This window comes from Streptomyces yerevanensis (assembly GCF_000716805.1).
Lineage (GTDB): Bacteria > Actinomycetota > Actinomycetes > Streptomycetales > Streptomycetaceae > Streptomyces > Streptomyces flaveus.
The window spans coordinates 28833-54175 of record NZ_JNWJ01000055.1 but is presented as its reverse complement, the minus strand read 5'-3'; the positions used below and the strand labels follow the sequence as shown (position 1 = coordinate 54175).

25 protein-coding genes are annotated in these 25343 nt (G+C 70.4%); 6 read left to right on the top strand and 19 right to left on the bottom strand.

Annotated features, from left to right (window positions below):
* From OP79_RS38515 to OP79_RS38445, 16 genes are all read right to left on the bottom strand, one after another.
* Positions 1-384, bottom strand: a 384-nt coding sequence (locus tag OP79_RS38515) for a flavodoxin-dependent (E)-4-hydroxy-3-methylbut-2-enyl-diphosphate synthase (RefSeq protein WP_033327216.1), incomplete at its 3' end; no start/stop codon positions are given.
* A gap of 4 nt (positions 385-388) precedes the next feature.
* Entirely contained in the window at positions 389-1411 is a 1023-nt protein-coding gene (hpnH, locus tag OP79_RS38510) for an adenosyl-hopene transferase HpnH (RefSeq protein ID WP_033327214.1), read from the bottom strand.
* Between the two features lie 5 nt (positions 1412-1416).
* A complete protein-coding gene (locus OP79_RS38505) occupies positions 1417-2061 on the bottom strand; it encodes a 5'-methylthioadenosine/S-adenosylhomocysteine nucleosidase family protein (RefSeq protein ID WP_033327212.1) in 645 nt (214 codons plus the stop codon).
* Positions 2061-4067, bottom strand: coding sequence for a squalene--hopene cyclase (gene shc, locus OP79_RS38500; protein WP_033327210.1), 2007 nt, complete (start codon positions 4065-4067; stop codon positions 2061-2063). The genes OP79_RS38505 and shc overlap by 1 nt, the downstream gene beginning before the upstream one ends.
* A 112-nt stretch (positions 4068-4179) precedes the next feature.
* Positions 4180-5253 (bottom strand): polyprenyl synthetase family protein, encoded by a 1074-nt coding sequence (locus OP79_RS38495; RefSeq protein WP_078492273.1) that lies wholly within the window; start codon positions 5251-5253, stop codon positions 4180-4182.
* 59 nt (positions 5254-5312) lie between these two features.
* Positions 5313-6749 carry a hydroxysqualene dehydroxylase HpnE gene (gene hpnE / locus OP79_RS38490; protein WP_033327206.1) on the bottom strand — a complete coding sequence of 479 codons (1437 nt, stop codon included), beginning with the start codon at positions 6747-6749 and terminating at the stop codon, positions 5313-5315.
* Entirely contained in the window at positions 6746-6886 is a 141-nt protein-coding gene (locus OP79_RS58675) for a DUF6380 family protein (RefSeq protein ID WP_352368468.1), read from the bottom strand. Before OP79_RS58675 ends, hpnE begins: the two co-directional genes overlap by 4 nt.
* Positions 6886-7836 (bottom strand): presqualene diphosphate synthase HpnD, encoded by a 951-nt coding sequence (gene hpnD, locus OP79_RS38485; protein ID WP_033327204.1) that lies wholly within the window; start codon positions 7834-7836, stop codon positions 6886-6888. Before hpnD ends, OP79_RS58675 begins: the two co-directional genes overlap by 1 nt.
* Positions 7833-8735 carry a squalene synthase HpnC gene (gene hpnC, locus OP79_RS38480; RefSeq protein WP_033327202.1) on the bottom strand — a complete coding sequence of 301 codons (903 nt, stop codon included), beginning with the start codon at positions 8733-8735 and terminating at the stop codon, positions 7833-7835. The genes hpnD and hpnC overlap by 4 nt, the downstream gene beginning before the upstream one ends.
* Positions 8736-9137: 402 nt before the next feature.
* Positions 9138-9920, bottom strand: a complete 783-nt coding sequence (locus tag OP79_RS38475; RefSeq protein ID WP_033327200.1) for an ABC transporter ATP-binding protein — start codon at positions 9918-9920, stop codon at positions 9138-9140.
* Positions 9913-10851: an ABC transporter permease gene (locus OP79_RS38470; protein WP_033327198.1), complete on the bottom strand. Its 939-nt coding sequence runs from the start codon at positions 10849-10851 to the stop codon at positions 9913-9915. Before OP79_RS38470 ends, OP79_RS38475 begins: the two co-directional genes overlap by 8 nt.
* 96 nt (positions 10852-10947) lie before the next feature.
* Positions 10948-11832, bottom strand: coding sequence for a glycosyltransferase family 2 protein (locus OP79_RS38465; protein ID WP_078492272.1), 885 nt, complete (start codon positions 11830-11832; stop codon positions 10948-10950).
* Positions 11829-12608 (bottom strand): CDP-alcohol phosphatidyltransferase family protein, encoded by a 780-nt coding sequence (locus OP79_RS38460; protein WP_211270940.1) that lies wholly within the window; start codon positions 12606-12608, stop codon positions 11829-11831. The genes OP79_RS38465 and OP79_RS38460 overlap by 4 nt, the downstream gene beginning before the upstream one ends.
* On the bottom strand, positions 12586-13647 hold the full coding sequence (locus OP79_RS38455; protein ID WP_033327192.1) for an iron-containing alcohol dehydrogenase family protein: 1062 nt from the start codon (positions 13645-13647) through the stop codon (positions 12586-12588). The genes OP79_RS38460 and OP79_RS38455 overlap by 23 nt, the downstream gene beginning before the upstream one ends.
* Positions 13635-14387, bottom strand: a complete 753-nt coding sequence (locus OP79_RS38450) for a phosphocholine cytidylyltransferase family protein (RefSeq protein WP_033327190.1) — start codon at positions 14385-14387, stop codon at positions 13635-13637. Before OP79_RS38450 ends, OP79_RS38455 begins: the two co-directional genes overlap by 13 nt.
* Positions 14384-16192, bottom strand: a complete 1809-nt coding sequence (locus tag OP79_RS38445) for a DUF5941 domain-containing protein (protein ID WP_033327188.1) — start codon at positions 16190-16192, stop codon at positions 14384-14386. The genes OP79_RS38450 and OP79_RS38445 overlap by 4 nt, the downstream gene beginning before the upstream one ends.
* A 291-nt stretch (positions 16193-16483) precedes the next feature.
* On the opposite strand from OP79_RS38445, the gene galE reads away from it, so the two are divergent.
* Positions 16484-17455 (top strand): UDP-glucose 4-epimerase GalE, encoded by a 972-nt coding sequence (gene galE / locus OP79_RS38440; protein WP_033327186.1) that lies wholly within the window; start codon positions 16484-16486, stop codon positions 17453-17455.
* A 282-nt stretch (positions 17456-17737) separates the two neighbouring features.
* Positions 17738-18331: an isopentenyl-diphosphate Delta-isomerase gene (gene idi, locus OP79_RS38435; RefSeq protein WP_033327184.1), complete on the top strand. Its 594-nt coding sequence runs from the start codon at positions 17738-17740 to the stop codon at positions 18329-18331.
* Here the strand turns inward: idi and OP79_RS38430 are convergent, their stop codons facing one another.
* Entirely contained in the window at positions 18332-18835 is a 504-nt protein-coding gene (locus OP79_RS38430) for an ATP-binding protein (RefSeq protein ID WP_051745278.1), read from the bottom strand.
* 212 nt (positions 18836-19047) lie between these two features.
* On the opposite strand from OP79_RS38430, the gene OP79_RS38425 reads away from it, so the two are divergent.
* Positions 19048-19797 (top strand): enoyl-CoA hydratase/isomerase family protein, encoded by a 750-nt coding sequence (locus OP79_RS38425; RefSeq protein WP_033327180.1) that lies wholly within the window; start codon positions 19048-19050, stop codon positions 19795-19797.
* A gap of 1 nt (position 19798) precedes the next feature.
* Here the strand turns inward: OP79_RS38425 and OP79_RS38420 are convergent, their stop codons facing one another.
* The gene (locus OP79_RS38420; RefSeq protein ID WP_033327178.1) at positions 19799-20434 is read right to left on the bottom strand and encodes a DJ-1/PfpI family protein; all 636 of its coding nucleotides are present in this window, start codon (positions 20432-20434) and stop codon (positions 19799-19801) included.
* 112 nt (positions 20435-20546) lie between these two features.
* Positions 20547-21506, bottom strand: coding sequence for a GlxA family transcriptional regulator (locus OP79_RS38415; protein WP_033327176.1), 960 nt, complete (start codon positions 21504-21506; stop codon positions 20547-20549).
* A 150-nt stretch (positions 21507-21656) separates the two neighbouring features.
* On the opposite strand from OP79_RS38415, the gene OP79_RS38410 reads away from it, so the two are divergent.
* From OP79_RS38410 to OP79_RS38405, 3 genes are all read left to right on the top strand, one after another.
* The gene (locus tag OP79_RS38410) at positions 21657-22523 is read left to right on the top strand and encodes an SCO6745 family protein (protein ID WP_033327174.1); all 867 of its coding nucleotides are present in this window, start codon (positions 21657-21659) and stop codon (positions 22521-22523) included.
* A gap of 101 nt (positions 22524-22624) precedes the next feature.
* On the top strand, positions 22625-22768 hold the full coding sequence (locus OP79_RS56195; RefSeq protein ID WP_169786241.1) for an LPFR motif small protein: 144 nt from the start codon (positions 22625-22627) through the stop codon (positions 22766-22768).
* A gap of 139 nt (positions 22769-22907) precedes the next feature.
* A complete protein-coding gene (locus OP79_RS38405) occupies positions 22908-25298 on the top strand; it encodes a Tex family protein (RefSeq protein ID WP_033327173.1) in 2391 nt (796 codons plus the stop codon).
* Positions 25299-25343: the final 45 nt, after the last annotated feature.

Below are 25343 nucleotides of genomic sequence, written 5' to 3'. Positions count from 1 at the left end.
CTTGTCGTCGAACTGCTTGATGTTGCCGGGGTTGACGCGGACGGCCGCACAGCCCGCCTCGATCGCCGCGAACACGTACTTCGGCTGGAAATGGATGTCCGCGATCACCGGGATCTGCGACTTCCGCGCGATGGTCGCGAGGGCGTCCGCGTCATCCTGCGTCGGACAGGCCACCCGGACGATCTGGCAGCCCGACGCCGTCAGCTCGGCGATCTGCTGCAACGTGGCACCGATGTCCGAGGTACGCGTCGTCGTCATCGACTGCACCGACACCGGCGCGCTTCCCCCGACCGCCACCGGCCCGACCTGGATCTGCCGCGAGACACGGCGCTTCGCGATCGGTCGGACCGGCAACTCGGGGACCCCCAAGGAAATGGCGGTCATGGCGTCACCCGCGGTTTCCGGAGACGGTCTCACGGGCGGCCCGCAGCGACTCCTTGAGGGAGCCCATGGTGGCCATGACGGCGGTCGGCTCGTAGCCGCAGTGCGCCATGCAGTTGGCGCAGCGCGGGTCCTTGCCCCGGCCGTAGGCGTCCCAGTCGGTGTCCTCGATGAGTTGCTTGTACGTCGTGACGTACCCGTCGGCCATCAGATAGCAGGGCTTCTGCCAGCCGAACAGCGAGTAGTTGGGGATCGCCCACGCCGTGCACGGGAAGTCGACCTTGCCCTCGAGGAAGTCGAGGAACAGGGGCGAGTGGTTGAGCCGCCAGCGCAGCCGGTTGCCGCCCGCGAAGGCCTTCTTGAACAGTTCGCGGGTCTGCTCGACGCCGAGGAAGTGCTCCTGGTCGGGCGCCTTCTCGTAGGCGTACGCGGGCGAGATCATCATCTCGTCGACCTTCAGGTCGTCGTTGAGGAAGTTGAGCACCTCGATGATGGTCTGCGGGGTGTCGGTGTTGAAGAAGGTCGAGTTGGTGGTGACCCGGAAGCCGCGCTTCTTGGCCTCCTTTATGGCCGCCACGGCCTCGTCGAACACACCCTCCTTCGCGACGGACTCGTCGTGCCGCTCGCGCAGACCGTCGATGTGCACGGCGAACGCGAAGAACGGCGAGGGCTTGAACTTGTCCATCTTCTTGCGCAGCAGCATGGCGTTGGTGCACAAGAAGACGTACTTCTTCCTGGCCACCAGTTGCCGCACGATCTCGTCGATGTGCGGGTGCATCAGGGGTTCGCCGCCGGCGATGGACACCATCGGCGCCCCGGATTCGAGCACCGCCCCCACGGCCTGCGCCACCGGCATGCGCTGCTTGAGCACTCCGGCCGGGTGCTGGATCTTGCCGCAGCCCTCGCACTTCAGATTGCAGGCGTACAGCGGTTCCAGCTCGACGATCAGCGGAAACTTGTCCCGCTTGCGCAGCTTCTGTTCGAAGAGATATGTCGCGACCTTGATGGTCTGGCGGAGTGGCATGGCCATCTGGCTCACCTCCTGGGGAGCAGCAAAGAACGGTGCCATTCGAAAAAAGCGGGAAGGACGGCACGAAGTACGCGGAAAGCTGATATTCCACCGCGTACCGTGCCGATCCGGACGAGTTCATGTTCTGGAGCGTCCACGACCACCCGGACGGCCGCAACCGGGCGTGCGCCCGCGCGGAGGGCGCTGTGGAGTGTGGCCGCCGACTCCATGTCGACCGCGATTGCGCCAATCGTGAGCAGTTCCGACCGTTCGTGTCCGCGGACGACGTGGTCGGAGCCGGTGAGCGGTCCGGTATGGACGGTGCGCCCGGGCACGGCACGCACCAGTTCCTTGACGAGCAGGTCGGTGCCCACGCACGGGGTGCGGCCCCGCGCGTCCCGGGTCTCCTCGGCGACGACCAGGTCACCGGGGTGCATCCCGGGGGCGAGTCCGGCACAGAAGCCCGTGGCCAGGACGGCCGCGTCCCTCAGCGCCGGGTCGGCGAGCGCCCGGTCGACCGCCCGGTCGGCGGCCAGGGGCCCCATGCCGGTACGCAGCACGGTGACCGGGCCTGCCGCACCGCCGCGCTTACCCTTGCGCAGCGCGAGGCGCTCGATGCCGAGCGCGCAGGCGATCAGCAACGGGGCGGCGACGGGTGGTGTCGTGGCCATCAACTCCCCTTCGCCTGTGGGCCGGTGAACGGCTCGCCGTGGACGTACCGGCCGAGGGCGGTCAGCGGGAAGACCTGCCGGTAGAGGTGGTAGTTGATCGAGAAGTCCCACGGGAACCCGGTGCCGGTGAAGTACGGCTCGTCCCAGGTGCCGTCCTCCCGCTGGGTCTGGGCGAGCCAGGCGATCCCGCGCTCCACGGCCTTGGACTCCCGCTCCCCCGCCGAGAGCAGCGCGAGCAGGGCCCAGGCGGTCTGCGAGGCGGTGGAGGTGCCCCGGCCGCTCCACTCGGCGACGTAGCGGTAGGAGCGCAGGTCCTCGCCCCAGCCGCCGTCCTCGTTCTGCACCAGCTCCAGCCAGTCGACGGCACGGCGGATCGCCGGATGCGAGCCGGGCAGTCCGGCGGCGACCAGCGCGGGCACCACCGACCCAGTGCCGTATACGTAGTTGACGCCCCAGCGGCCGAACCAGGAGCCGTTCGCTTCCTGCTCGGCGAGCAGCCACTCGACGCCCCGCCGGGTGCGGGGATCGTGGGACAGCCCCTCGACCGCGAGCATCTCCACGACGTGCGCGGTGACGTCGGCGGACGGTGGGTCGATGACCTCGCCGAAGTCGCAGAACGGCAGCCGGTTGGGGAAGGAGCTGGTGTTGTCGACGTCGAAGGCGCCCCACGCGCCATTCTTCGACTGCATGCCGAGGTTCCAGCGCACCCCGCGTCCGATGGCCTTCTCGACGCGCTCCGGGTCGTGGTGCTTGACGCGGCGCAGCGCGAGGACGACCTCGGCGGTGTCGTCGATGTCGGGGTAGTTGTCGTTGTGGAACTCGAACGCCCAGCCTCCGGGCGGCAGTTGGGGCCTGCGTACGGACCAGTCGCCGGGCCGTACGATCTCCTCGCCGAGCATCCAGTCCGCGGCCTTCACCAGCTGCGGATGGTCGGCGGGCAGTCCCGCGTCGGCGAGTGCGATGGTCGCGAGGCAGGTGTCCCACACCGGTGACTGGCAGGCCTCGATCATCCGGGCTCCGTCCTCGCGCCATACGGCGAAACGGTCCAGCGACGCCAATCCCTCGCGCATCACCGGGTGTTCGAGGTCGTAGCCCAGCAGGTGCAGCGCGATGACCGAGTACACGGCGGGTGGCTGGATGCCTCCCCAGCAGCCGTCGTTCTCCTGCCGCTCGATGATCCAGCGGGCGGCGCTGTTCATGGCGGCCTTGCGCAGCCGGCGCGACGCGACCTTCCGATAGACGTGCAGCGCCTTGTCGAGCCGCTGGAAGACGCCGTCCCAACTCGCCACCGGAGCAAGCGGCTTGGCGGGGTTCGGGTTGGCCGGGTCGGCGTGCAGCTCGTCCAGCGGGAACGGCGCGGGCCGTACCGGGCGCTTCGCCGAGACGATGGTGAGGGGAACGATGGTCTGCCGGGCCCAGCACCCGAAGTCGTAGATGTTGAGCGGCATCCACTTGGGGAAGTAGATGAGCTCCGGCGGGAGTTCGGGCAGGTCGTCCCACTTCCACCAGCCGAACAGGGCCAGCCAGATCCGGGTGAAGACCCGGGCCGCGGCGATGCCGCCCTGTGCACGGATCCATGCCGAGGCCTTCGCCATGTGCGGCGCGTCCGGGCTGTCACCGGCCAGCCGCAGCGCGACGTACGCCTCGATGGTGGTGGAGAGTTCGCCGGGCCCGCCGTAGAACGTGGCCCAGGTGCCGTCCTCGTGCTGCTCGCCGCGGATGAACAGTCCGGCGGCGTGCGTCGTCTTCTCGTCGAGGATGCCCAGGAACTGGCGGAGCAGCAGGTCCTCGGCGTCCATCGTGACGTTCGTCTCGAGGTCGCCCTTCCACCAGCCCCGGGCGTCCTGCGTGGCGAGCAGGAAATCGGTGGCGCGCTGTATCGCGCGCTGGGCGGCGTCCGATACGTCCAGGCTCCCGGCCGCCACGGGAGTCGTCTTGAATGTTTCGCTGGCCGAGGCTGCGCGGGGCGGCAGTGCCCCGGTGCTTCCGTCGGTCGTCGCTGTCATGGCTTCCCCTTCGTGCAGTGCTACGTCTCTGCTGTGGGTCCGCCGTCGGCCGGTGCTCGTTCTCCCGCGGCACCGGCCGGCGACTACGCGAGGCTTGTTCGACCGATAGTGATCATCTCTTTCGTACGACGACGAAGTCGGCGAGCGCCACCAGCTCGGCCCGTACCCGGTCCGGCATCCGCACCGAATCCAGGGCCTCGATGGCGGTCGTGTGCTGGCGGCGGGCCTCCTGGGCGGTCCACTCGCGGCCGCCCGCCTCCTCGATGAGCGCGGCGCGCGTGGCGAACTCCTCCTCGGAGAAGTTCTCGAAGTCGCTGGCCTTGGCGTCCTCGGCGAGCAGCTCGCCGAGCCGCTCGGAGGACGGTCCGCCCGCCGCGAGAGCGGCCACGACCGGCAGGGACTTCTTGCGCTGGCGCAGATCGCTCCAGGGCCGCTTGCCGGTGGCCTCCGGGTCGCCCCAGATGCCCAGCAGGTCGTCCACGGCCTGGAAGGCGAGGCCGAGGTGGTAGCCGTACTTCTCCAGCGTGTCAGCCGTGTGGTCGTCGGCGCCGCCGAGCACGGCGCCGATGGAGCAGGCACAGGCGAGCAGGGCGCCCGTCTTGTTGCCCTCCATCTCCAGGCACTCCTCGACGGTGACCCGCTCCCGGTGCTCGTAGGAGATGTCCTGCGCCTGGCCGTCGATCAGTGCGCGGGTGGCGGTGGTGAGGCGGCGGGTGGCGCGGCCCGCCTCGGCCGTGCCGAGCTCCAGGAGGATCTCGTTGGCCAGCGCGAACAGGGCGTCGCCGACGAGGATGGCCTGGGCGGGGCCGTGCACCTTCCATACGGTGTCGCGGTGGCGGCGCTGTTCGTCGCCGTCCATCAGGTCGTCGTGCAGCAGCGAGAAGTTGTGCACCAGTTCAACGGCGACGGCACCCGGTACGCCCACCTCGGGGTCGGCCCCGGCGGCCTGCGCGGACAGGACGGCGAGCGCGGGGCGTACGGCCTTGCCGCCGTCGCCGTCCGCGGGGTTGCCCTCGGCGTCGATCCAGCCGAAGTGGTAGGCGGCGACAGTGTCCATGGGAGGGGCCAGGCGGTCGATGGCCGCCCGCAGTACCGGTGTGGCCAGGGTCCGGCCGCGCTCCAGGAGCGCGGTCACGTCCACCGAGGTCCCTCGAGCGGGCGTTGGTGCCGGGGGCACAGTGGGCACAGTCTCTCCTCTGGTTGCGATACGGGGGGTGCGGGAGCCTGCTCTGCTCGGATAAAGCGTCACGCCGCCTCCTCGAATAGCTCGAAGAGGTGATCGCGAGGCCGGCCCAGGGCGCTCAGCGCGGCACCGGCCGCACTCACGCCGCTGCGGACCGCACTCTCCATGGTCGCGGGCCACCCTGTGGCGGTCCACGCTCCGGCCAGGTAGAGGCCGGGTGCCTTGGTGCGGGCGCCGGGCCGCAGCCGCCCGACGCCGGGGGTCGGAGCGAACGTCGCGGTGCGCTCCCTGGTCACGAAGAAGTCCCGTACCTCGGCGCCGCGTGTGCCTGGCAGCAGCCGCTCCAGTTCCGGCAGGTAGCGCTCGCGCAGCTGGGAGACGGGGGCGTCGATCTCGTCGTGTGCGGCCGACTGCGACAGGGCGAGGTACTGGCCCTCGCTGAGGCCGGATGCCTCGGTCCGGTCGAAGACCCACTGCACAGGGGTGCCGAGCGCGGCGAAGAACGGCTTGCCGAGCACCTTGCGGTCGTACACGACATGGATGTTGAGGATGGGCGCGGTGCCGATCTCGAGCAGCCGCCCGGGGGCGTCGAGCGCGCCCTCGGGCAGCAGATCGTGGGTCTCGCGCTGGGGTACGGCGAGGACGACCGCGTCGGCGTGGAGCGTCTCGCCGGGAACCTGAACCCTCCAGCGTCCGTTCTCGTGTTGGGAGATGGAGGTGACCCGTGTTCTCAGTTCGGTACGGACGCCCGCGGAGTCGAGCGCCTTGCGCGCCCTCAGGTCATGCAGTTCGCCCAGCGGGACGCGCGCCCAGCCGATGTCGGCCGCGCCCGGGTCGGACAGCAGACCGGTCTTGAACACCATCGCGGCGAGCCCGAGCGAGGCTTCGCCGGCCACCGCGTTGAGGGTGGCGACCCCGACGAGGTCCCACAGTGCTTCGACGGCACGCGCCGACTGACCGTGCCGGGTCAGCCAGCTGCCGAAGTCCTCGGTGTCGAGGGCCGGGTCGGCGAGGTCGAGTGCCTTGAGCGCGAGCGCGGCACGTCCGACCTTGGCGCGCTCGGCGAGCGAGAGATGCGGGTAGGTCGCGAGGCTGCGTCCGAGATGCAGCGGTACGGGCAGCGCGTCGCGTCGTAGTCTGCCGAGCCGGCTGCCCGCCCGTTTCGCCAGATCGAGTACGGGCACGTCGAGCCGGTCCTGGAGCGGTGCGAGTTCGGCTCCGTCGACACGGTCGAGAAACCAGCGGTATGCGGTGCAGCAGCGCAGGTACACATGCTGGCCGTTGTCCACGGTGAGCTTGCCGCGCTGGAAGGAGAAGGCGAGTCCGCCGAGCCGTGGCCGGCCTTCGAGCAGCGTGACACGTACGCCCGCGTCGGCGAGCGCCAGCGCGGCGGTGATGCCGGCGAGCCCGCCGCCGACCACAACCGTCTCCCTCTCCGGGCCGCCCGGGCGGCCCGGTCGGTCCCCGTCGAACCCCTCGCCCTGTGTGGTGTCGCTCATCGTGCACCCTCCCCCGCGGCCGTGCCGTGGCGATGGAGCGGTGCACGGCAGGCCGTTGAAGTCAGGGACGCCGTCGCCGACCGGAGGGTTGCGCACCGTTTTCCGGGAGTTGTGTCACCTTGGCCCAGAGTGTCCATCAGACGCGCCTCCTGACGGTCCGGCGGGAGACATGCCGGGCGTCCAGGCCGGAGAGGCCGCGCATGGCGACGTACGCCTTCTCGCGTCCGGGCAGCGAGACACGGCCGCGCAGGACCGCCTCCGGATCGTGCTCGATGCGGTCGAGCAGTCGGCGGTAGATGCCGGCCATCGCGGCGACGCAGGCGCCGCTGCGTCGGTCCAGCATGGGCAGCAGACGGTAGCCCTCCGCGAAGAGTGTGCGGGCCCTGCGCACCTCGAAGTGCACCAGGCCCGCGAAGTCGGAGCCGTCCGGCGGCGTGGCTCCCTTGAACCCGTCCGAGCAGCCGAACTTCGCGAGGTCGTCCGCGGGCAGATAGGTCCGCCCGCCCTCGGCGTCCTCGCGAACGTCCCTGAGAATGTTGGTGAGTTGGAGTGCGAGGCCGAGTGTGTCGGCGTACTCGGGCGCGCGCTCGGCTCCCCGCGCCCCTGGTTCGGTGCCGAACACGCCGAGCGAGAGCCGCCCGATCGCCCCGGCCACACAGCGGCAGTAGACCTTGAGGTCGTCCCAGGTCTCGTAGGTCTCGCCGCGTACGTCCATCAGGACGCCGTCGATGAGTTCGTCGAGGCCGCCGAGCGGAATGGGGAAGTGGTCCGCGGTGTGGCTGAGGGCGACCGCGACCGGGTCGGTGTCGTCCTCGGCCACGGAGCGGTCCCGGACCCGGGCGAGCAGCGCCCGGGTGTCCTCCAGGCGGGCCGCCTTGACCTCGGGCGCGAGCGCGCCGTCGCCGATGTCGTCGACACGCCGCGAAAACGCGTAGAGCGCCGACATCGCTCGGCGCTTGTGCGTCGGCAGGAGTCTGATGCCGTACGCGAAGTTACGGGCCTGCTGTCCGGTCACTGCCTCGCAGTAGCTGTATGCGGCGAGTACCGGTGCGGACACGTGCGTGGGAGACTCCACGGTCCGGATCACCCCTCTCCTCGCAGAGTCATGCCCGCCTCGCGCAGCAGCCGGAGCTTGCCGGGTCTGGGCGGGCCGGGAAGTACGTCGTATTCGGCGGCGACCATCGCGTGGATGGCCGCCTTCCCCCCTGCCACGAACCCTGCGAGCAGCAGCCTCAGCCTGCCGTGGACGCTACCCACGAGGGGGGTGCCTTCATTCAGGAGGTTCCGGGCGCGTTCTGCTTCGTACGCGACCAGTGCGCGCACTGATGCGCCTGCTGTGGCCTTGGCGAGGTCCGCCTCCTGGACATGGAAGCGCTTCATGTCCTCGGCGGGCAGATAGATGCGGTCGCGGCCGAAGTCCTCGCTGACGTCCTGGAGGTGCTCGACGATCTGGAGCGCGGTGCAGACGGCGTCGGAGCGGCGCACCCGCTCAGGCGTCGAGGTGCCGGTGACGGCGAGGACGAGGCGGCCGACGGGGTTGGCGGACAGCTCGCAGTAGGCGAGCAGGTCGTCGTACGTCTCGTACCGCTTGACGAGCTGGTCCTGGCGGTTGGCCGCGATCAGGCCGAGGAACGGCTCGGGGCTGAGGCCGGCGCGGCGGACCGTCGGCTGGAGGCGGCGCAGGAGCGGGTGGCGCGGGGTCGCGTCGAAGACCCTGCGGAGGTCGGCCTCGAAGGCGTCGAGGAGGACCAGGCGGTCCTCGGCCTGTTCGGGGGACACACCGAGGAGGCGGGCGTCGGCTCCGCCGGGGGCCAGGTCGCCGTCGCCGATGTCGTCGACGAGACGGGCGAAGCCGTACACGGCCATGAGGTCGGCGCGCCAGGCCCTGGGCAGGAAGAAAGGGGCCACGGGGAAGTTCTCGTCCGCGGCCTTGTCGAGGGTGGTGCGCTCCGAGTCGGAGGCGCGCGCCGTGCCGGCTGCCGTCACCGCTCGCTGCCCGGTACGGGGACGGCACACGCTTCGGGGAGCTGGAGAGTTTCCGTAGCCATTGCCGTCACGTCTCCCGTTCTACACCGCTGACCCAATATGCGCCCATTTCGGACACGCCGCCCGGACGTCCGCGCCTTCGCGGGGCGCCGGTCTCGCGCATTATCGCCCTACTTGCCGCGAATAAGCACCGGTACAGCTTACGTTGTACAACGTTCCGTGCTTCGCCTGGGTGTCCTGCACATCACAACAACGCACCGATTGGCGTCAAGCTTCCTGCGGCGAACCAGAGTTGGCTTCCTCTTTGCCCGGCTTGATCACCCCTTGCACAAGCCGTGCCCGAGCTCCGCACGCGAGACCCCGCCGAAGCGTTCCGGCGGGGTCAGGAGGGTGTGGCGGGGCCTACTTGCCGGTGAACTTCTCGTACTCCTTGAGGACCTCGTCGGTCGGGCCGTCCATACGCAGCTCGCCGCGCTCCAGCCACAGGACGCGGTCGCAGGTGTCACGGATCGACTTGTTGTTGTGGCTGACCAGGAACACCGTGCCTGCGTGCTTGCGCAGCTCGCGGATGCGGGCCTCGGAGCGCTTCTGGAAGGAGCGGTCGCCGGTCGCGAGCGCCTCGTCGATCATCAGGACGTCGTGATCCTTGGCGGCGGCGATGGAAAACCGCAGGCGGGCAGCCATGCCGGAGGAGTACGTCCGCATGGGCAGCGTAATGAAGTCGCCCTTCTCGTTGATGCCGGAGAAGTCGACGATCTCCTGGTAGCGCTCGCGGATCTGCTCGCGGGACATGCCCATCGCGAGGCCGCCGAGGATGATGTTCCGCTCGCCGGTCAGGTCGTTCATCAGGGCCGCGTTCACGCCGAGCAGCGAGGGCTGGCCGTCGGTGTAGACCTTGCCCTCCTCGGCGGGCAGCAGTCCGGCGATGGCGCGCAGCAGCGTGGACTTGCCGGAGCCGTTGGAGCCGATCAGGCCGACGGCCTCGCCGCGGTAGGCGACGAAGGAGACACCGCGCACGGCGTGCACCTTGCGGACGCCGCGCTCCTCGCCGCCTCGCTTGAGTATGCGGCTGAGGGCGGCGGTGGCGCTGCCCTTGCCGGTCTTGGCGCCGTTGACGCGGTAGACGATGTGCAGCTCGTCCGCGATGACGGTGGGGATCCGGGTGTCGGTGATCTGTTCAGCCACGGCCGTACCGCTCCTCAGCCTTCCAGAAGTACACGAACCCGCTCGCGGCAACGAGTACGGCCCAGCCGACGGCGACCAGCCAGGCGAACGGCGGCAGATTGACGTCCCACTCGTAGCCGTCGATCAGCGTCCAGCGCATCAGGTCCATGTAGATGGCGGCCGGATTCCACTGCAGGACGTCCGTGATCCAGAGCGGCAGGTCGCGGCCTTCGAGCATGAGCGGGATCGAGAACATCACGCCGGACGCGTACATCCACGTACGCAGCACGAACGGCATCAGCTGCGCGAGGTCCGGCGTCTTGCTGCCCAGCCTCGCCATGATCATCGCGAGACCCATGTTGAACAGGAACTGCAGGGCCAGGATCGGGAGGATCGCCAGCCACTTGAGCGAGGGGTAGCTGCCGAAGCCGATCGTGACGCAGAACAGCACGAGCATCGAGAACAGCAGCTGCTGGAGCTGCTGCAGCGAGAACGAGATCGGCAGCGAGGCGCGCGGGAAGTGCAGCGCGCGCACCAGGCCGAGGTTGCCGGAGATCGCCCGGACGCCGGCCATCACCGAGCTCTGCGTGAAGGTGAAGACGAAGACACCTGTCACGAGGAACGGGATGTAGACCTTGATGCCCATGCCCCGGTCGGCCTGGAGGATCAGGCCGAAGATGAGGAAGTAGACCGCCGCGTTCAGCAGCGGCGTCGCCACCTGCCACAGCTGCCCGAGCTTCGCCTGACTGTACTGGGCGGTGAGCTTCGCCTGGGAGAAGGCGAGGATGAAGTGACGCCGTCCCCAGAGCTGGCGGACGTACTCGACGAGTCCGGGCCGGGCACCGCTCACGGAGAGCCCGTACTTGGCGGCGAGGTCCGCCGCGGAGAGCCCGTCATCGGGCGACGGGGGGACGCTCACCGCGACTGACCCGTCATGCGTTGTCTCACTCACAGATGGAAACTTTCGTCCTCAATGTGCGCAGCCTGGTCGGGCCTAGGCAGGAGCCAGGGACCGGGTACCGCCGAATGCTCTCAGATACCGAGCTTGTCAGATGACGGGTGGGCGGCCCAGTCGAGTCAGGCGCCATACCGTACGCCACTTCATGGGGCGCCGGGGGCCGCAGGCGGTGGTCCAGCCCTCCTTGAAGCCGCCGAACCAGGCCTTCAGCGCAGGTCGCGAGGGGCGGCGGGCGAGGGTGAGCAGCATCCAGACGCCGAGGTACACGGGGACCAGCGGGGCGGGCAGATTGCGGCGGGCGAGCCAGACGCGGTTGCGGGCCACCATGCGGTGATAGACGGCATGCCGGGAAGGGGCGGTCGTGGGGTGGTTGAGCACCATGTCCGCGCGGTAGTCGATCATCCAGCCGGCGTCGAGGGCGCGCCAGGCGAGGTCGGTCTCCTCGTGGGCGTAGAAGAACTCGTCGGGCAGTCCGCCGACCTCGGCGAAGACCTTCGTACGGACCGCGTTGGCGCCGCCGAGGAAGGTGGTGACGCGGGAGTTGCGCATCGGGTCGGCGGCGCGCAGGCGCGGGACGTGGCGGCGCTGGGTGGAACCGGTGTCGGGGTCGGCGATGCGGAAGCTGATGATCCCGAGCTTCGGGTCGGCCTCGAAGGCCTGGCGGCACAGTTCGGCGGTGTCGTTGCGGGCGAGCAGGCCGTCGTCGTCCAGGAAGAGGAGGATGTCGACGTCGGTGCCGCCGGGGCCGAAGGCCTCGATGCCGACGTTGCGGCCTCCGGGGATGCCGAGGTTCTCGGGCAGCTCGATGGTCCGTACGCCCTCGGGGACGTCCGGGACCGGGGAGCCGTTGCCCACCACGACCGCCTCGACCGGGTCGCCGTCCTGCTTGGCGACCGAGTCGAGGAGGGCGCGGAGTTCGTCGGGGCGGTTGCCCATGGTGATGATCACCGCGCCGACCTTCATGGCAGACGTCACTTCAGCCTGCTCGACGCCAGGATGGACACCAGGTGCAGCAGGGTCTGCAGGAGCGCGATACCGGCCAGCACGGCGACGCCGAGCCGCGAGAAGAACAGGTCGTCCCTGACCGTGTCCAGAATCGCCAGGACCAGGATCAGCAGCGAGGCCTCGACGCCGAGGACGAGCCGGTGGAACTTCAGCGCGGCGGCGGCCTTGCGGGCCAGCGCCATCCCGGAGGTGCGCGGCTCGGAGGCCGACTCCTGGACCGGCGGCTTGCCGGTCTGGTGACGGGCGACGCCTACGAGGTCGGTCTCGGCCTTGATCAGGATCGCGCCGAGAGCGGCGAGGGTGCCGAGGAAGGCCCACAGCCAGTCGATCCGTCCGGAGCCCCACAGGTCGGCGGCGCGCAGCCCGAAGCCGACGAGGACCGCGGCGTCGCACAGGTAGGCGCCGACCCGGTCCACGTAGACGCCGGCGAGCGAGTACTGCTTCCGCCAGCGGGCGAGTTCGCCGTCGACGCAGTCGAACAGCAGGTAGAGCTGGACCATCAGCACGCCGAGCACGGCGCCCGGGATCCCCGGCACCAGCAGGGCCGGGGCGGCGAGGACGCCGAAGACGGTCATCAGGTAGGTCAGCTGGTTGGGCGTGACCTTCGTGTTCACCAGGTGCCGGTCGATACGCAGCGACAGCTCGCGCATATAGAGCCGGCCGGCCCAGTGCTCGCCGCTCCGCCGGTCCTTCACACCCGGGGGGTGCACGACCGGGCGGAGCTCAGCTACCGATGGCTTTTGCATAGTCGGCGTATGCGTCCCTGATCTGGTCGGCGGACAGGTCGAGGTGCTCGAGGATCGTGTAGCGGCCGGGCCGGGTCTTCGGGGCGAACTTCACCACCTGGACGAACTCGTCCACGCTGAAGCCGATCTCCTCCGGGAGGACGGGCAGCCCGTGGCGGTGCAGCACCTCGGCCATGTACGCCGACTCCTCGTGGGCCCCGCGCAGATACATCGCGAAGGCCGCGCCCAGGCCGCACTGCTCGCCGTGGCTGGCCGCACGCTTGGGGTGGAGGAGGTCGAAGGCGTGGTTGATTTCGTGGCAGGCACCGGAGGCGGGGCGGGAGTCGCCCGCGACCGACATGGAGATACCGGTGAGCACCAGGCCCTCGGCAAGCACCTGGAGGAAGCCGTCGTCACCGACGCCGCCGGGGTGCCGCAGCACGGCCTCGCCCGCCTGGCGCGCCATGGCGGCGGCCAGACCGTCGATCGCCTCGCCCTTCTCACGGTTGGCGAGCTCCCAGTCCGCGACCGCGGAGATGTTGGACAGGGCGTCGCCGATGCCGGAACGCACGAAACGGACCGGCGCCTCCCTGATCACATCGAGGTCGATGACGACCGCGATCGGATTCGGTACGCCGTACGAGCCGCGCCCCGCGTCGTTGTCGAGGGTCGCGACCGGCGAGCACAGTCCGTCGTGCGAGAGGTTCGTGGCGACGGCGACGAGCGGGAGGCCGATCCGCGCCGCGGCGAACTTCGCACAGTCGATGATCTTGCCGCCGCCGAGGCCCACGACGGCGTCGTAGTGCCCCGACTTCATTTCGTCGGCGAGCCGGATCGCGTCGTCGAGGGTGCCGCCGCCGACCTCGTACCAGCTCGCGCCGGGCAGGGCGGGGGCGAGCCGCTCGCGCAGCTTGGCCCCCGAGCCGCCGCTGATCGCGACGGCCAGTTTGCCGGAGTGTGAGATGCGCTGGTCGGCGAGAACGCCCGCCAGGTCGTCCAGGGCGCCCGGGCGGATGTCGACGACGACCGGCGAGGGGATGAGCCTCGTCAGTACTGGCACGCGATCACACGTCCCTTGGCGAGGTCGTCGTGGTTGTCGATCTCGACCCAGCTGACGTCGCCGATGGGCGCCACGTCGATGCGGAAGCCGCGGTTCACGAGCTCCTGGTAGCCGTGCTCGTAGAACTGCTGCGGGTCGGTCTCGAAGACCGTCTTCAGGGCGTCGGCCAGCTCGTCGGCGGCCTCGCCCTCGATGAGGGTGACGCCGATGTACTCACCGGTCGCCTCGGCCGGGTCCATCAGCTTGGTGATCTTCGTCATGCCGCCCTCGGGGCCGACGACGACCTTCATCTCCTCGTCGGCGAGGGACTTCACCGTGTCGAGGGCCAGGATGATCTTCTTGCCGTCGCCGCGGGCGGCGAGCAGGGTCTTCTCGACGGAGACGGGGTGCACGGTGTCGCCGTTGGCGAGGATCACCGAGTGCTTGATGGCGTCACGCCCGCACCACAGGGAGTAGGCGTTGTTCCACTCCTCGGCCTTGTCGTTGTCGATGAGGGTGATCTTGACGCCGTACTTCTGCTCGAGGGCCTCGCGGCGCTCGTAGACGGCCTCCTTGCGGTAGCCGACGATGATCGCGACCTCGGTCAGGCCGATCTCGGCGAAGTTGCCGAGGGTGAGGTCGAGCACGGTGATGCTGTCCTCGTTGCCTTCGGGTCCCACCGGCACCAGTGCCTTGGGCAGGGTGTCGGTATAGGGGCGCAGACGCCGTCCGGCGCCGGCCGCCAGCACGAGGCCGATCATGCGGGTTCTCCTTCATCGTGTACGGCGGGTGCGCCAAGTTTGTGAGCGGTCACCCAGAAGCGGATGCTCTCCACGAGCACCACGAGGGCCACAGCCACGGCGAGTGCCGTGAGCGCGACCTTGAAATCAGTGGCGGCGAGCAGCGCGGCCAGAACGGTGACCAGCAGCGTCCTGCCTTCGTGCCCGCCGATCGCCCGCACCAGCCAGTTCGGCGGCGCGCCGGCGTTGCCGCGGATGCGGTACACCGTGTCGTAGTGATGGTAGGCGACGGCGCCCACCAGGCCGAAAGCCGCGGGCAAGGCTCCGTTTACGTCCGCTTTGGCTGCCAGGACCAGGACGGTGACGTATTCGGCGGTGCGGAACAGCGGGGGAATCAGCCAGTCGAGGGCGCCCTTGAGGGGCAGGGCGACGGCCGCGGCCGAGGTCAGCGTGTAGAGCACGGCGGCGAGGACAGGCAGCCAACTGCCGTACGGCTCAAGCCAGGCGGCGGCTACGAGGATCACAGCGCCGGACAGTGCGACGAGAACGCGCGCTCCGAACGGGGGCTTGGCGGGCAGCTTCTTCAACAGCCGCGCCAGTGCCTGAGCGATCGCGCCGCTGTCCGCGAGATCCGCCAGCGCCCGCGCCGCCCGGTCGGTACGCCGGGCCTTGCGGGTCAGGGACCGCAGGACGCGCCCTGCCGTGGTGTAGGTCGCCGCGAACGCGCACCCGATGAGCAGCGCGTAGAAGGTGATCCGCGGCGTCGTGACCGCCGTGAGCACGGCGATCATCGCCCAGCGTTCGCCGATCGGCAGGACGATCATCCTGCGCAGCCAGACGGTCCAGCCGACGCTGTCGAGCCGCCCCGAAAGGGCCGCTGTGGGGCTGGTGTTGGCGGTGGCGTCGTGATTCGCCTCGTTGAAGGAGAAGTCGACGACATGTCGACAGGTCTGCAAAACCATCGCACCGAGGGCGAGGGCCCATACGTCGTCACCGCTGCGGGCCGCGCCGAGCGCGAGGCCCGCGTAGTAGGCGTACTCCTTGGCGCGGTCGAAGGTCGCGTCGAGCCAGGCGCCGAGCGTGGAGTACTGCAGCGAGTAGCGGGCGAGCTGTCCGTCCGTGCAGTCCAGGACGAAGGAGAAGAGGAGCAGCAGCCCGGCGGCCACGAAACCGGCGCGGGTGCCGGTCGCCGCACAGCCCGCCGCGATCAGCGCGGTGAACAGCGAGGCCGTGGTGACCTGGTTCGGGGTCAGACCGCGGCGGGCGCACCAGCGGGCGAGATAGCGGGAGTACGGGCTGATGCAGTACGTCGTGAAGAAGCCGTCGCGGGACTTCACGGCCGTACGCAGCCTGATCGCCTCGTCGTCGACGGCCGCCACGGCCTGCCGGGCTTCGTTGCGGGCCTGCGGGTCACGGGGGACTTCGGCGACGAGTTCGCCGAGTTCGGGGCGGTGCAGTTCGGTGTCGAGCAGTTCGGCGACGCGGTCGGCGACGATGCCGACGACCACGGAGCCGTTCGAGGCGTCGCCGGCGGCCGTGCGCAGCGCGCGGTCCAGCGCGGGACGGGCGGCGGGACGGACGGTCACGGCGCCGGGGATCGCGGCGGCGTCGAAGCGGGGGTCGGTGAGCCCGAGGCGCAGCGCGTGGACGTGGCCCACGAAGCGGGCGTCGACGACGGCGACCCGCTGGTCAGCGGGTACGGCGGCGAGGAGCGTCTCGGTGTCGGCCGCGTCGGAGGCGACCCGCACGTCGAAGCCGAGCGACCGCAGATCGCCCTCGAGCGACGATCCGGGGACCGGCTGACCGGTGAGGATGGCGGTCGACAGACGAACTCACTCCCTGGGTTCCGACGCATCCGCGGCGCCGGGCATGTACGCGATGGGGGGCGCCCCGGGCGGGGCCCAGGGCGGCGTGTCGGCAGAGGCTATCGGATGATGGGAAGCTGCCGTTCACCGCCTGTTCACGGCCCGATCAGCATGATCTGTGAGCCGCGTCCGCTGCGATCATCATCAAGGATCGGGGCCCCGCGCCCAAATCGCGGTCCCAGAACGGTGCTTTTCAGGGCAAGAATCCCGGCCCGCACCGGAGCCGATCCGTCCGGCATAGGGTGAAGGACCATGACATGGCTGATTACCGGCGGAGCCGGCTATATCGGTGCGCATGTGGCGCGGATCATGGCCGATGCGGGAGAGCGGGTCATCGCGCTCGACGATCTCTCGGCCGGCGTCCCCCACCGGCTGCCGACGGACATCCCTCTCATTCAGGGCTCATCGCTCGACGGAGAGCTACTGAAGCGGACGTTCGCTGAACACACGGTGACGGGAGTGGTGCATCTCGCCGCCCGCAAGCAGGTCGGCGAGTCCATGGCCCAGCCCACGCACTACTACCAGGAGAACGTGGGAGGACTCGCCACGCTCCTCGAAGCGGTCGCCGAGGCGGGCATCGAGCGCTTCCTCTTCTCCTCGTCCGCGGCCGTCTACGGCAACCCGGATGTGGACCTCATCACGGAGGACACCCCCTGTGCCCCGATGAGCCCGTACGGCGAGACAAAGCTCACCGGTGAGTGGCTGGTGCGCGCGGCGGGCCGGGCGCACGGCATCGCGACCGTGTGCCTGCGCTACTTCAACGTGGCGGGCGCGGCGGCACCCGAACTGGCCGACACCGGCGTCTTCAACGTCGTCCCGATGGTCTTCGACCGGCTCACCCGCGACGAGGCCCCGCGGATCTTCGGCGACGACTATCCGACCCCGGACGGCACCTGCGTACGCGACTACATCCATGTCGCCGATCTCGCCGAGGCGCACCTCGCGGCGGCCCGGCGGCTGACCGCGGCCGGCGCGGCGGGCGATCTGACGGTGAACATCGGCCGCGGTGAGGGCGTTTCGGTACGCGAGCTCGTGACGCTCATCGGCGAGGTCACCGGCGACACCCGCCCCGCGATCGTGGAGCCGCGCCGCCCTGGCGACGCCCCGCGCGCGGTGGCCTCGGCCGCGCTGGCCGCCGAGGAACTGGGCTGGACGGCGCGGCGCGGGGTGCGCGAGATGGTGGAGTCGGCATGGCGGGGCTGGCGGCTCCGCCACGGCGGTTGATCGCGCATTCCGGCTACTCGCGCAGCAGGGCGCCGGAGCAGCCGTCGTACGTGCCGTGCTGGAGACGGCACGCGCGCGTGGGGCGCGGGGCTGTGTCAATTTGCGGCTCCACCGCGCGGGCGCGACCAGCCACAACGGACCCGCAGCTTCGTACCGCATTCCCAGCGGAGCGCTCCGGTTCGGCCGCGCGGCGGAACCGGACAAGCGGGACACCGCGTGGTGTCAGGAGTGCCGGTTCAGTACGGCAGACTTGGGGCTCGTAGACCGATGCGAAGGATGGGTATGCCGATCACACGTGGCACCGCGACGCACACCTCGTCGAACGGCTCCGCCGAAGCGATCCTGCTGGAACTGGTCGACGAGGACGGCACGACGATCGGTACCGCGGAGAAGCTCGCCGCGCATCAGCCGCCCGGACAACTGCACCGGGCGTTCTCGGTGTTCCTGTTCGACGAGCGGGGCCGGCTGCTGTTGCAGCAGCGCGCGCTCGGCAAGTACCACTCCCCCGGCGTCTGGTCCAACACCTGCTGCGGCCACCCCTACCCCGGTGAGGCGCCCTTCGCGGCGGCTGCGCGACGCACGTACGAGGAGCTCGGGGTCTCGCCGTCGCTGCTCGCCGAGGCGGGCACAGTCCGCTACAACCACCCGGACCCGCACTCCGGTCTGGTGGAGCAGGAGTTCAACCACCTCTTCGTCGGCATGACCCAGTCGCCGCTGCGGCCGGACCCGGAGGAGGTCGGCACGACGGCCTTCGTGACGGCAGCCGAGCTGACAGAGCGGCACGCCAGGGACCCGTTCTCCGCATGGTTCATGACGGTCCTGGACGCGGCCCGCCCGGCGGTCAGGGAGATGACGGGCCCGACCGCGGGCTGGTGACTAGGGCGCGGGTTTGAGGGGCAGGGCGGCCCAGATGACCTTGCCGCCGGTCGCGGTGTGTTCGACGTCGTATACGCCGCCCGCCTCCTTGGTGATCTCGGTCACCAGGAGCAGGCCGCGGCCGCCGGTCTGGGCGTGGTCGGCCTCCAGGGCGGTCGGGCGGTAGGGGTGGTTGTCCTCGACGGAGACCCGCACCCACTCGGCTCCGACGGCGACCTCCACGGCGAGCATCGGCGAGAGCAGCGCCGCGTGCCGCACCACGTTGGTCACCAGCTCGGAGACGATCAGCAGCAGCCCCTGGACGAGGTCGTCCGAGGCGGGCACGCCCTGGCGGGCCAGCAGATCGCGGACGGCGTGCCGCGCCTGTGGCACCGAGGCGTCGACGGAGGGAGCGGTGAACCGCCAGACTCCCTCGTACGGCAGCGGCTCGGGCGGTCTTCTGTCGGCGTTCGCGTCCCCGCCGCCTTCAGGGCGTGGGCCGGGCCCCCGCCCATCGTCGTCCATCGTCCGGTCGCCACCCTTGCGCTCGATTGTCACCACATGTCAAGTGTTGGTAACGCAGCGGTGCATACCCAAGAGCTGCACAGAAGTCGGCGAATATCGGCGTTTTCTGACCGACCTCGTATGACATCGAGGGCCCGCGCGACAACTCCCTGTCCCCCTTGTACCGAATTCGGAACTCTTCGGGTTGTACGCGTACGGATAGCATCCGGCGTATGGAGCCGCAGTTGTTGCACAGCGTCACCGACGGGGTCGCCACCGTCGTGATCCACCATCCGGCGAAGCGCAATGCCATGACGGCCGGCATGTGGGCGGCGTTGCCGCCGCTGCTCGACGCGCTGGCCGCCGACCCCGCCGTACGGGCGCTGGTGCTCACCGGTGAGGGCGGGACCTTCTGCGCCGGGGCCGACATCTCGACCCTGCGGGGCTCCGCCGACGAGGCGCAGGGTCTTGCGGTACGCGCCGAGGACGCGCTCGCCGCCTTTCCCAAGCCGACGCTCGCCGCGGTGCGCGGCCACTGCGTGGGCGGCGGATGCCAGCTCGCGGCGGCGTGCGATCTGCGGTTCGTGGACGAGGGCGCGCTGTTCGGGATCACCCCGGCGAAGCTGGGGATCGTGTACGCGGCTTCCTCCACGCGGCGGTTGGTGTCGCTGGTGGGGCCCGCCACCGCCAAGTACCTGCTGTTCTCGGGCGAGTTGATCGACGCGGAGCGCGCGCTGCGGACCGGCCTGGTGGACGAGGTACTGCCGGAGGGCGAACTCGGCAAGCGGGTCGCGGAGTTCACGCGCGTACTGGCCACACGCTCGCAGCTGACACAGGCGGCGGCGAAGGAGTTCGCGGACGGCCGCATGGACCGGGACGCGTACTGGGCCGAGCAGGCGCGCGGGAGCGGCGACACCGCGGAGGGTGTCGCCGCTTTTCTGGAGCGCCGGCAGCCACGCTTCACGTGGACTGCCTCAGGCTGAACTACACCAGGCTGAAGCGGCTGTTGGTGCGGAACTCCTCGACGAGATGCGCGGGCGCCTTCTGCGGGGCCCCCGCGTCGTAGGGCGGCTGTGGGTCGTACTCCGTCATCAGCTGTACGGCTTGGGCGTGTTCGTCCCCTGCGATCCTGCCGACCAGGGTGAGCCCCATGTCGATGCCGGAGGAGACACCGGCCGCGGTGACGTACTTGCCGTCGGTCACGACCCGCTCCCCCGTCGGCTCGGCGCCGAACTGCTTGAGGAAGTCGAGGGCCAGCCAGTGTGAGGTGGCGCGGCGGCCGTCCAGCAGTCCGGCCGCGGCGAGCAGCAGGGAGCCGGTGCACACGGAGGTCGTCCAGGTGCTGGTGGCGTCGGTGGCGCGCAGCCAGTCGAGGAGCGTCTCGTTCTCCATCTGCGCGAACTGGCCGGGCCCTCCGGGAACCACGACGATGTCGGGGCTCGGGACCTCGGCGAGGGTCTTGTCGGCGGTGATCGCGAGGAAGCCGGTGTCGGTGCGGACGGGGCCCGTCTGCTCGGCCACGAAGACGGTCTCCGCGTCGGGGAGGCGGCCGAGGGTTTCGTACGGGCCGACGGCGTCCAGGGCGGTGAAGCGGTCGAAGAGAACGATGGCGATCTGCATCGGGAGTCCTTTCGGTCGGGTCGGTCGGGGCGGTCGGGTTCGACGGGTTGGCCGGTGAGTTCGGTGAGTCAGCTCAGCCGGTGAGTTCAATCGGCGGCTTCGGTCGGTGGCTTCAGTCGGCGGGCACAGGGCGGAAGCGACGGCGGTACTCCGCCGGGGCCGCACCGAGGGTCCGTAGGAAGGCGCGGCGCATCGACTCCGGGGTGCCGTAGCCGCAGGCGCGGGAGATCTCCTCGATGCCGTCGGGGGTGTCCTCCAACAGACGCCGGGCGTGTTCGAGGCGGACGCGGTCGACGTACCGGCCCGGGGTCATGCCCGTCTCCGTCTGGAAGGCGCGGGCGAAGTGGCGCGGGGAGAGGTTGGCGCGGGCGGCGAGCGACTCGACGGTCAGGTGCTCGCCGGGGTGCTCGCTGATCCACTGCTGGACATCGCGGAGCGGCTGGCGCTGGGCGGTCTGCGCGGCGAGCTGGGCGCTGAACTGCGCCTGGTTTCCCGGGCGTCGGAGGAACACGACCAGATGGCGGGCGATGGCGAGGGCGGTCTTGCGGCCGAGGTCCTCCTCGACGAGCGCGAGGGCGAGGTCGATGCCGGAGGTGACTCCCGCCGAGGTGGCCACGTTCCCGTCGCGTACGAAGATGGGGTCCGGGTCGACGTCGATCGCCGGGTGGTCGCGGGCGAGCATGTCGCAGGACGCCCAGTGGGTCGTCGCCCGGCGGCCGTCCAGGAGGCCCGCGGCGGCGAGCAGGAGCGCGCCGGTACAGACGGACACCAGGCGCTCCGCGCGCGGGCCGTACTCACGCAGCCAGTCGACGAGGGCCGGGTCCGGGTTCCGGGTGCCGTTGCCGCCCGGGACGAGCAGGGTGTGCGGGGCGGGAGCGTCGGCGAGGGCGTGGTCCGGGACCAGGGTGAGGCCGCTGGTGGCGCGCGCAGGGGCGCCGTCCAGGGTGGCCGTGCGGATGCGGTACGTGCCGGGGTGGCCGGTCTCGGCGCCCGCGAAGACCTCCACGGGGCCCGTGACATCGAGACTCTGGATGCCCTCGAAGAGGACGACGAGAACGGTTCGGGGTGCCATGTGCTCGATTCTTGGCCCGCGGTGTGACGGCCGCAATGACGAGCACCCCACCTTTCCTGCCACGCCGACGACCCGGCCGAGGGAGCCTGCCAAGAGGGATCGACGGTCCGGCATTCCGCTCGTACTGAGCAGTCGGTTAGCCTGCGGCTCATGACCAGTGCTCTGCAGGAGCGCGCCGGACGGCGCTGCCACAACGTCCTCAATCCGCTTCACTCCGCGCACTACTTCTCGCCGGACCTGGGGCGGGAACTGGCCGATCTCGGGGTCACCGACCGCGATGCCGCGTACTTCGCGGCGCGGGCCGCGGCCATGGGGGCGGTGGGTGCGGGTGTGGTGACCGCGACGTTCTACAACTTCCGCCATGAGCTGGTGGCGAAGCACGTACCCGAGGTGTGGCGGACCGCGTCGCCGCAGGCGGTGCTCGCGGCACGCGCGCGTGCCGCCGACGCGACGTTGCGGCGGCTGCTCGGTGACGAGGTGATCGGGTCCCGGGAGATGGCCGAGGCGGCGGAGCTGGCGCTGCGGGCGACCGAGGCCTGCGTACGGACCGCGCGCCCGCTGTACGCGGCGCATGCGGACCTGCCCGTACCCGACGAACCGCACCTCGCCCTGTGGCACGCGGCCACGCTGCTGCGCGAGCACCGCGGAGACGGGCACCTCACGGTGCTGCTCGGCGCGGAACTCGACCCCGTGGAGGCGCTGGTGAGCCACACCGCGACCGGCAAGGGCATGTCGCCGAGGTGGGTCCTCGCCACGCGTGGCTGGCGGCGGGCGGACTGGGATGCCGCGGCCGACCGGCTCCGGGAGCGCGGACTGCTCGACGCCGAGGGCGAGTTGACGACAGCCGGCGTCGAACTGCGCCGGGCCATCGAGTCGGACACGGACCGTCTGGACCGGGCCCCGTACGAGCACTTGGGCGCGGAGCGCGTGGAGCGCCTGCGGGAGCTGGCGACAGGGTTCCTCATGACGTCGCTCGCGGCGGGGGCGTTCCCCGAGGACATGATCGGCAAGGGCTGAGGAACCCAACCGCCGGAGACCCGCGCATCAGAAGTGTTCTCCGAGGTACCCGGACGTTCCCGGCCGCGACCGAACGGGCCGGGAGACGAAAGGAGAAGCACGTGCTCCGTGCGATCGCTGACGTGTTGCGACAGATTGGTGGGGCGCTCGCCACAGTGGTGACGCTGCCGTTCCGGGCCCTTGCCCGGCTGTTCGGCGGCGCCTCGCACTCGACGCGACGCACCGGGCGGGCCCACAGGGTCTGACCGCGGACCGCCTTCGGAGCCGGACTCGCCGAGCGCGTGTCCGGCTCACTTGGTGCTCTGGCGCCGCCCTGATCCCCCGTTGTCGGTGCCACCTGCCACAATTGCCGCGCAACCTCAGCGAAGAAGGCGGTACGGGATCGTGACGACACCCCTCGTAGGGTCCATCGAAGGCAGGATCGCCGAGGAGCTCGGCGTACGGGAGCGGCAGGTCAGGGCTGCCGTGGAGCTGCTCGACGGCGGTTCGACGGTGCCCTTCATCGCCCGCTACCGCAAGGAAGCGACCGAGATGCTCGACGACGCGCAGCTGCGCGCGCTCGAGGAGCGGCTGCGCTATCTGCGGGAGCTGGAGGAGCGGCGGACGGCGATCCTCGAGTCGGTGCGCGAGCAGGGCAAGCTCACCGACGAACTGGAGGCGCGGATCCGCGGCGCCGAGACGAAGGCGCGCCTGGAGGACATCTATCTGCCGTTCAAGCCGAAGCGGCGGACGAAGGCGCAGATCGCGCGCGAGGCGGGTCTTGAGCCGCTGGCCGAGGGCCTGCTCGGCGATCCGACTGTCGATCCTCTGGCCGCGGCAGCGGCGTTCGTGGACGCCGACAAGGGCGTGGCCGATCCGCAGGCGGCCCTCGACGGTGCCCGCGCGATCCTCACCGAGCGGTTCTCGGAGGACGCCGACCTGATCGGCGAGCTGCGCGAGCGCATGTGGGTGCGCGGGCGGCTCGCGGCCAAGGTGCGGGAGGGCAAGGAGGAGGCGGGCGCCAAGTTCGCCGACTACTTCGACTTCGCCGAGCCCTTCACGGAGCTGCCCTCGCACCGCATCCTCGCCATGCTGCGCGGGGAGAAGGAGGAGGTCCTCGACCTCGTTCTGGAGCCCGAGGAGCCGACGGACGGTCCTTCGTCGTACGAGGGGATGGTCGCGCACCGCTTCGGGATCACCGACCGGGGCCGCCCCGCCGACAAGTGGCTGCAGGACACGGTCCGTTGGGCCTGGCGCACCCGCATCCTCGTGCACCTCGGCATCGACATGCGGATGCGGCTGCGGACGGCCGCCGAGGACGAGGCGGTCAACGTCTTCGCGGCGAACCTGCGCGACCTGCTGCTCGCCGCCCCCGCGGGCACGCGCACGACGCTGGGGCTCGACCCCGGTTTCCGTACGGGCGTGAAGGTGGCCGTCGTCGACGCGACCGGCAAGGTCGTCGCCACGGACGTCATCTACCCGCACGTTCCGCAGAACAAGTGGGACGAGGCCGTCGCCAAGCTCGCGCGGCTCGCCAAGGAGCACGCGGTCGAGCTGGTCTCGATCGGCAACGGCACGGCGTCCCGGGAGACGGACAAGCTCGCCGGTGAACTCATCGCCAAGCACCCGGAGTTGAAGCTCACGAAGGTGATGGTGTCCGAGGCCGGCGCCTCCGTCTATTCGGCCTCGGCCTTCGCCTCGCAGGAGCTGCCCGGCATGGACGTGTCGCTGCGCGGCGCCGTCTCCATCGCGCGGCGCCTGCAGGACCCGCTCGCCGAGCTGGTGAAGATCGACCCGAAGTCGATCGGCGTCGGGCAGTACCAGCACGACCTGTCCGAGGTGAAGCTGTCACGGTCGCTGGACGCGGTGGTCGAGGACTGTGTGAACGGCGTCGGGGTGGACGTGAACACCGCCTCCACGCCGCTGCTCTCCCGGGTCTCCGGCATCACCTCCGGACTCGCGGAGAACATCGTGGCGCACCGCGACGCGAACGGCCCGTTCAAGTCGCGGTCGGAGCTGAAGAGCGTGGCGCGGCTGGGTCCGAAGGCGTACGAGCAGTGCGCGGGCTTCCTCCGGATCCGGGGCGGTGACGACCCGCTGGACGCGTCGAGCGTGCACCCGGAGGCGTATCCCGTGGTGCGGCGGATGGTGAAGACGGCGGGCAGTGAGGTGGCCTCGCTGGTCGGCAACACGAGTGTGCTGCGCTCGCTGAAGCCGACCGACTTCGTGGACGAGACGTTCGGTCTGCCGACGGTGACGGACATTCTGAAGGAGCTGGAGAAGCCGGGGCGTGACCCTCGCCCGGCCTTCAAGACGGCGACCTTCAAGGAGGGCGTGGAGAAGATCTCCGACCTGACGTCCGGGATGATCCTTGAGGGCGTTGTGACGAACGTGGCGGCGTTCGGGGCGTTCGTGGACGTCGGTGTCCACCAGGACGGCTTGGTGCACGTCTCCGCGATGTCCAAGACGTTCGTCAAGGATCCGCGTGACGTCGTGAAGTCCGGCGACATCGTCAAGGTGAAGGTCCTCGAGGTCGACATTCCGCGCAAGCGGATCTCGCTGACGCTGCGGCTGGAGGACGAGGCCGCCGCGAAGGACCAGCAGGGTGGCGAGGGCCGGCCGCAGCGGGGCGGCGGACGGTCGCCGCAGCAGCGGGACCGACAGCAGCGGCAGGGCGGTCGTACTGGTGGGGGCGGCGGCGGGGGTTCGCGTCAGGCGCCGCCGCCCGCCAACAGCGCGATGGCGGACGCGCTGCGGCGTGCGGGTCTGGTCGACCCGGGCAAGGGCAAGCGCTGATCGTGCGGTCCGGGCCTTCCGGCAGCGCCGGAAGGCCCGGACCCG

Bases quoted from the DNA above. Each gene is read 5' to 3' on its own strand.
- OP79_RS38460 (WP_211270940.1), bottom strand. From the start codon at position 12,608: ATGCAAAAGCCATCGGTAGCTGAGCTCCGCCCGGTCGTGCACCCCCCG.
- galE (WP_033327186.1), top strand. From the start codon at position 16,484: ATGACATGGCTGATTACCGGCGGAGCCGGCTATATCGGTGCGCATGTG.
- OP79_RS38450 (WP_033327190.1), bottom strand. From the start codon at position 14,387: ATGATCGGCCTCGTGCTGGCGGCCGGCGCCGGACGGCGTCTGCGCCCC.
- OP79_RS38420 (WP_033327178.1), bottom strand. From the start codon at position 20,434: ATGCAGATCGCCATCGTTCTCTTCGACCGCTTCACCGCCCTGGACGCC.
- shc (WP_033327210.1), bottom strand. From the start codon at position 4,067: ATGACAGCGACGACCGACGGAAGCACCGGGGCACTGCCGCCCCGCGCA.
- hpnE (WP_033327206.1), bottom strand. From the start codon at position 6,749: ATGAGCGACACCACACAGGGCGAGGGGTTCGACGGGGACCGACCGGGC.
- hpnH (WP_033327214.1), bottom strand. From the start codon at position 1,411: ATGGCCATGCCACTCCGCCAGACCATCAAGGTCGCGACATATCTCTTC.
- OP79_RS38505 (WP_033327212.1), bottom strand. From the start codon at position 2,061: ATGGCCACGACACCACCCGTCGCCGCCCCGTTGCTGATCGCCTGCGCG.
- OP79_RS38410 (WP_033327174.1), top strand. From the start codon at position 21,657: ATGACCAGTGCTCTGCAGGAGCGCGCCGGACGGCGCTGCCACAACGTC.
- OP79_RS58675 (WP_352368468.1), bottom strand. From the start codon at position 6,886: ATGGACACTCTGGGCCAAGGTGACACAACTCCCGGAAAACGGTGCGCA.
- idi (WP_033327184.1), top strand. From the start codon at position 17,738: ATGCCGATCACACGTGGCACCGCGACGCACACCTCGTCGAACGGCTCC.
- OP79_RS38430 (WP_051745278.1), bottom strand. From the start codon at position 18,835: ATGGACGACGATGGGCGGGGGCCCGGCCCACGCCCTGAAGGCGGCGGG.
- OP79_RS38425 (WP_033327180.1), top strand. From the start codon at position 19,048: ATGGAGCCGCAGTTGTTGCACAGCGTCACCGACGGGGTCGCCACCGTC.
- OP79_RS38415 (WP_033327176.1), bottom strand. From the start codon at position 21,506: ATGGCACCCCGAACCGTTCTCGTCGTCCTCTTCGAGGGCATCCAGAGT.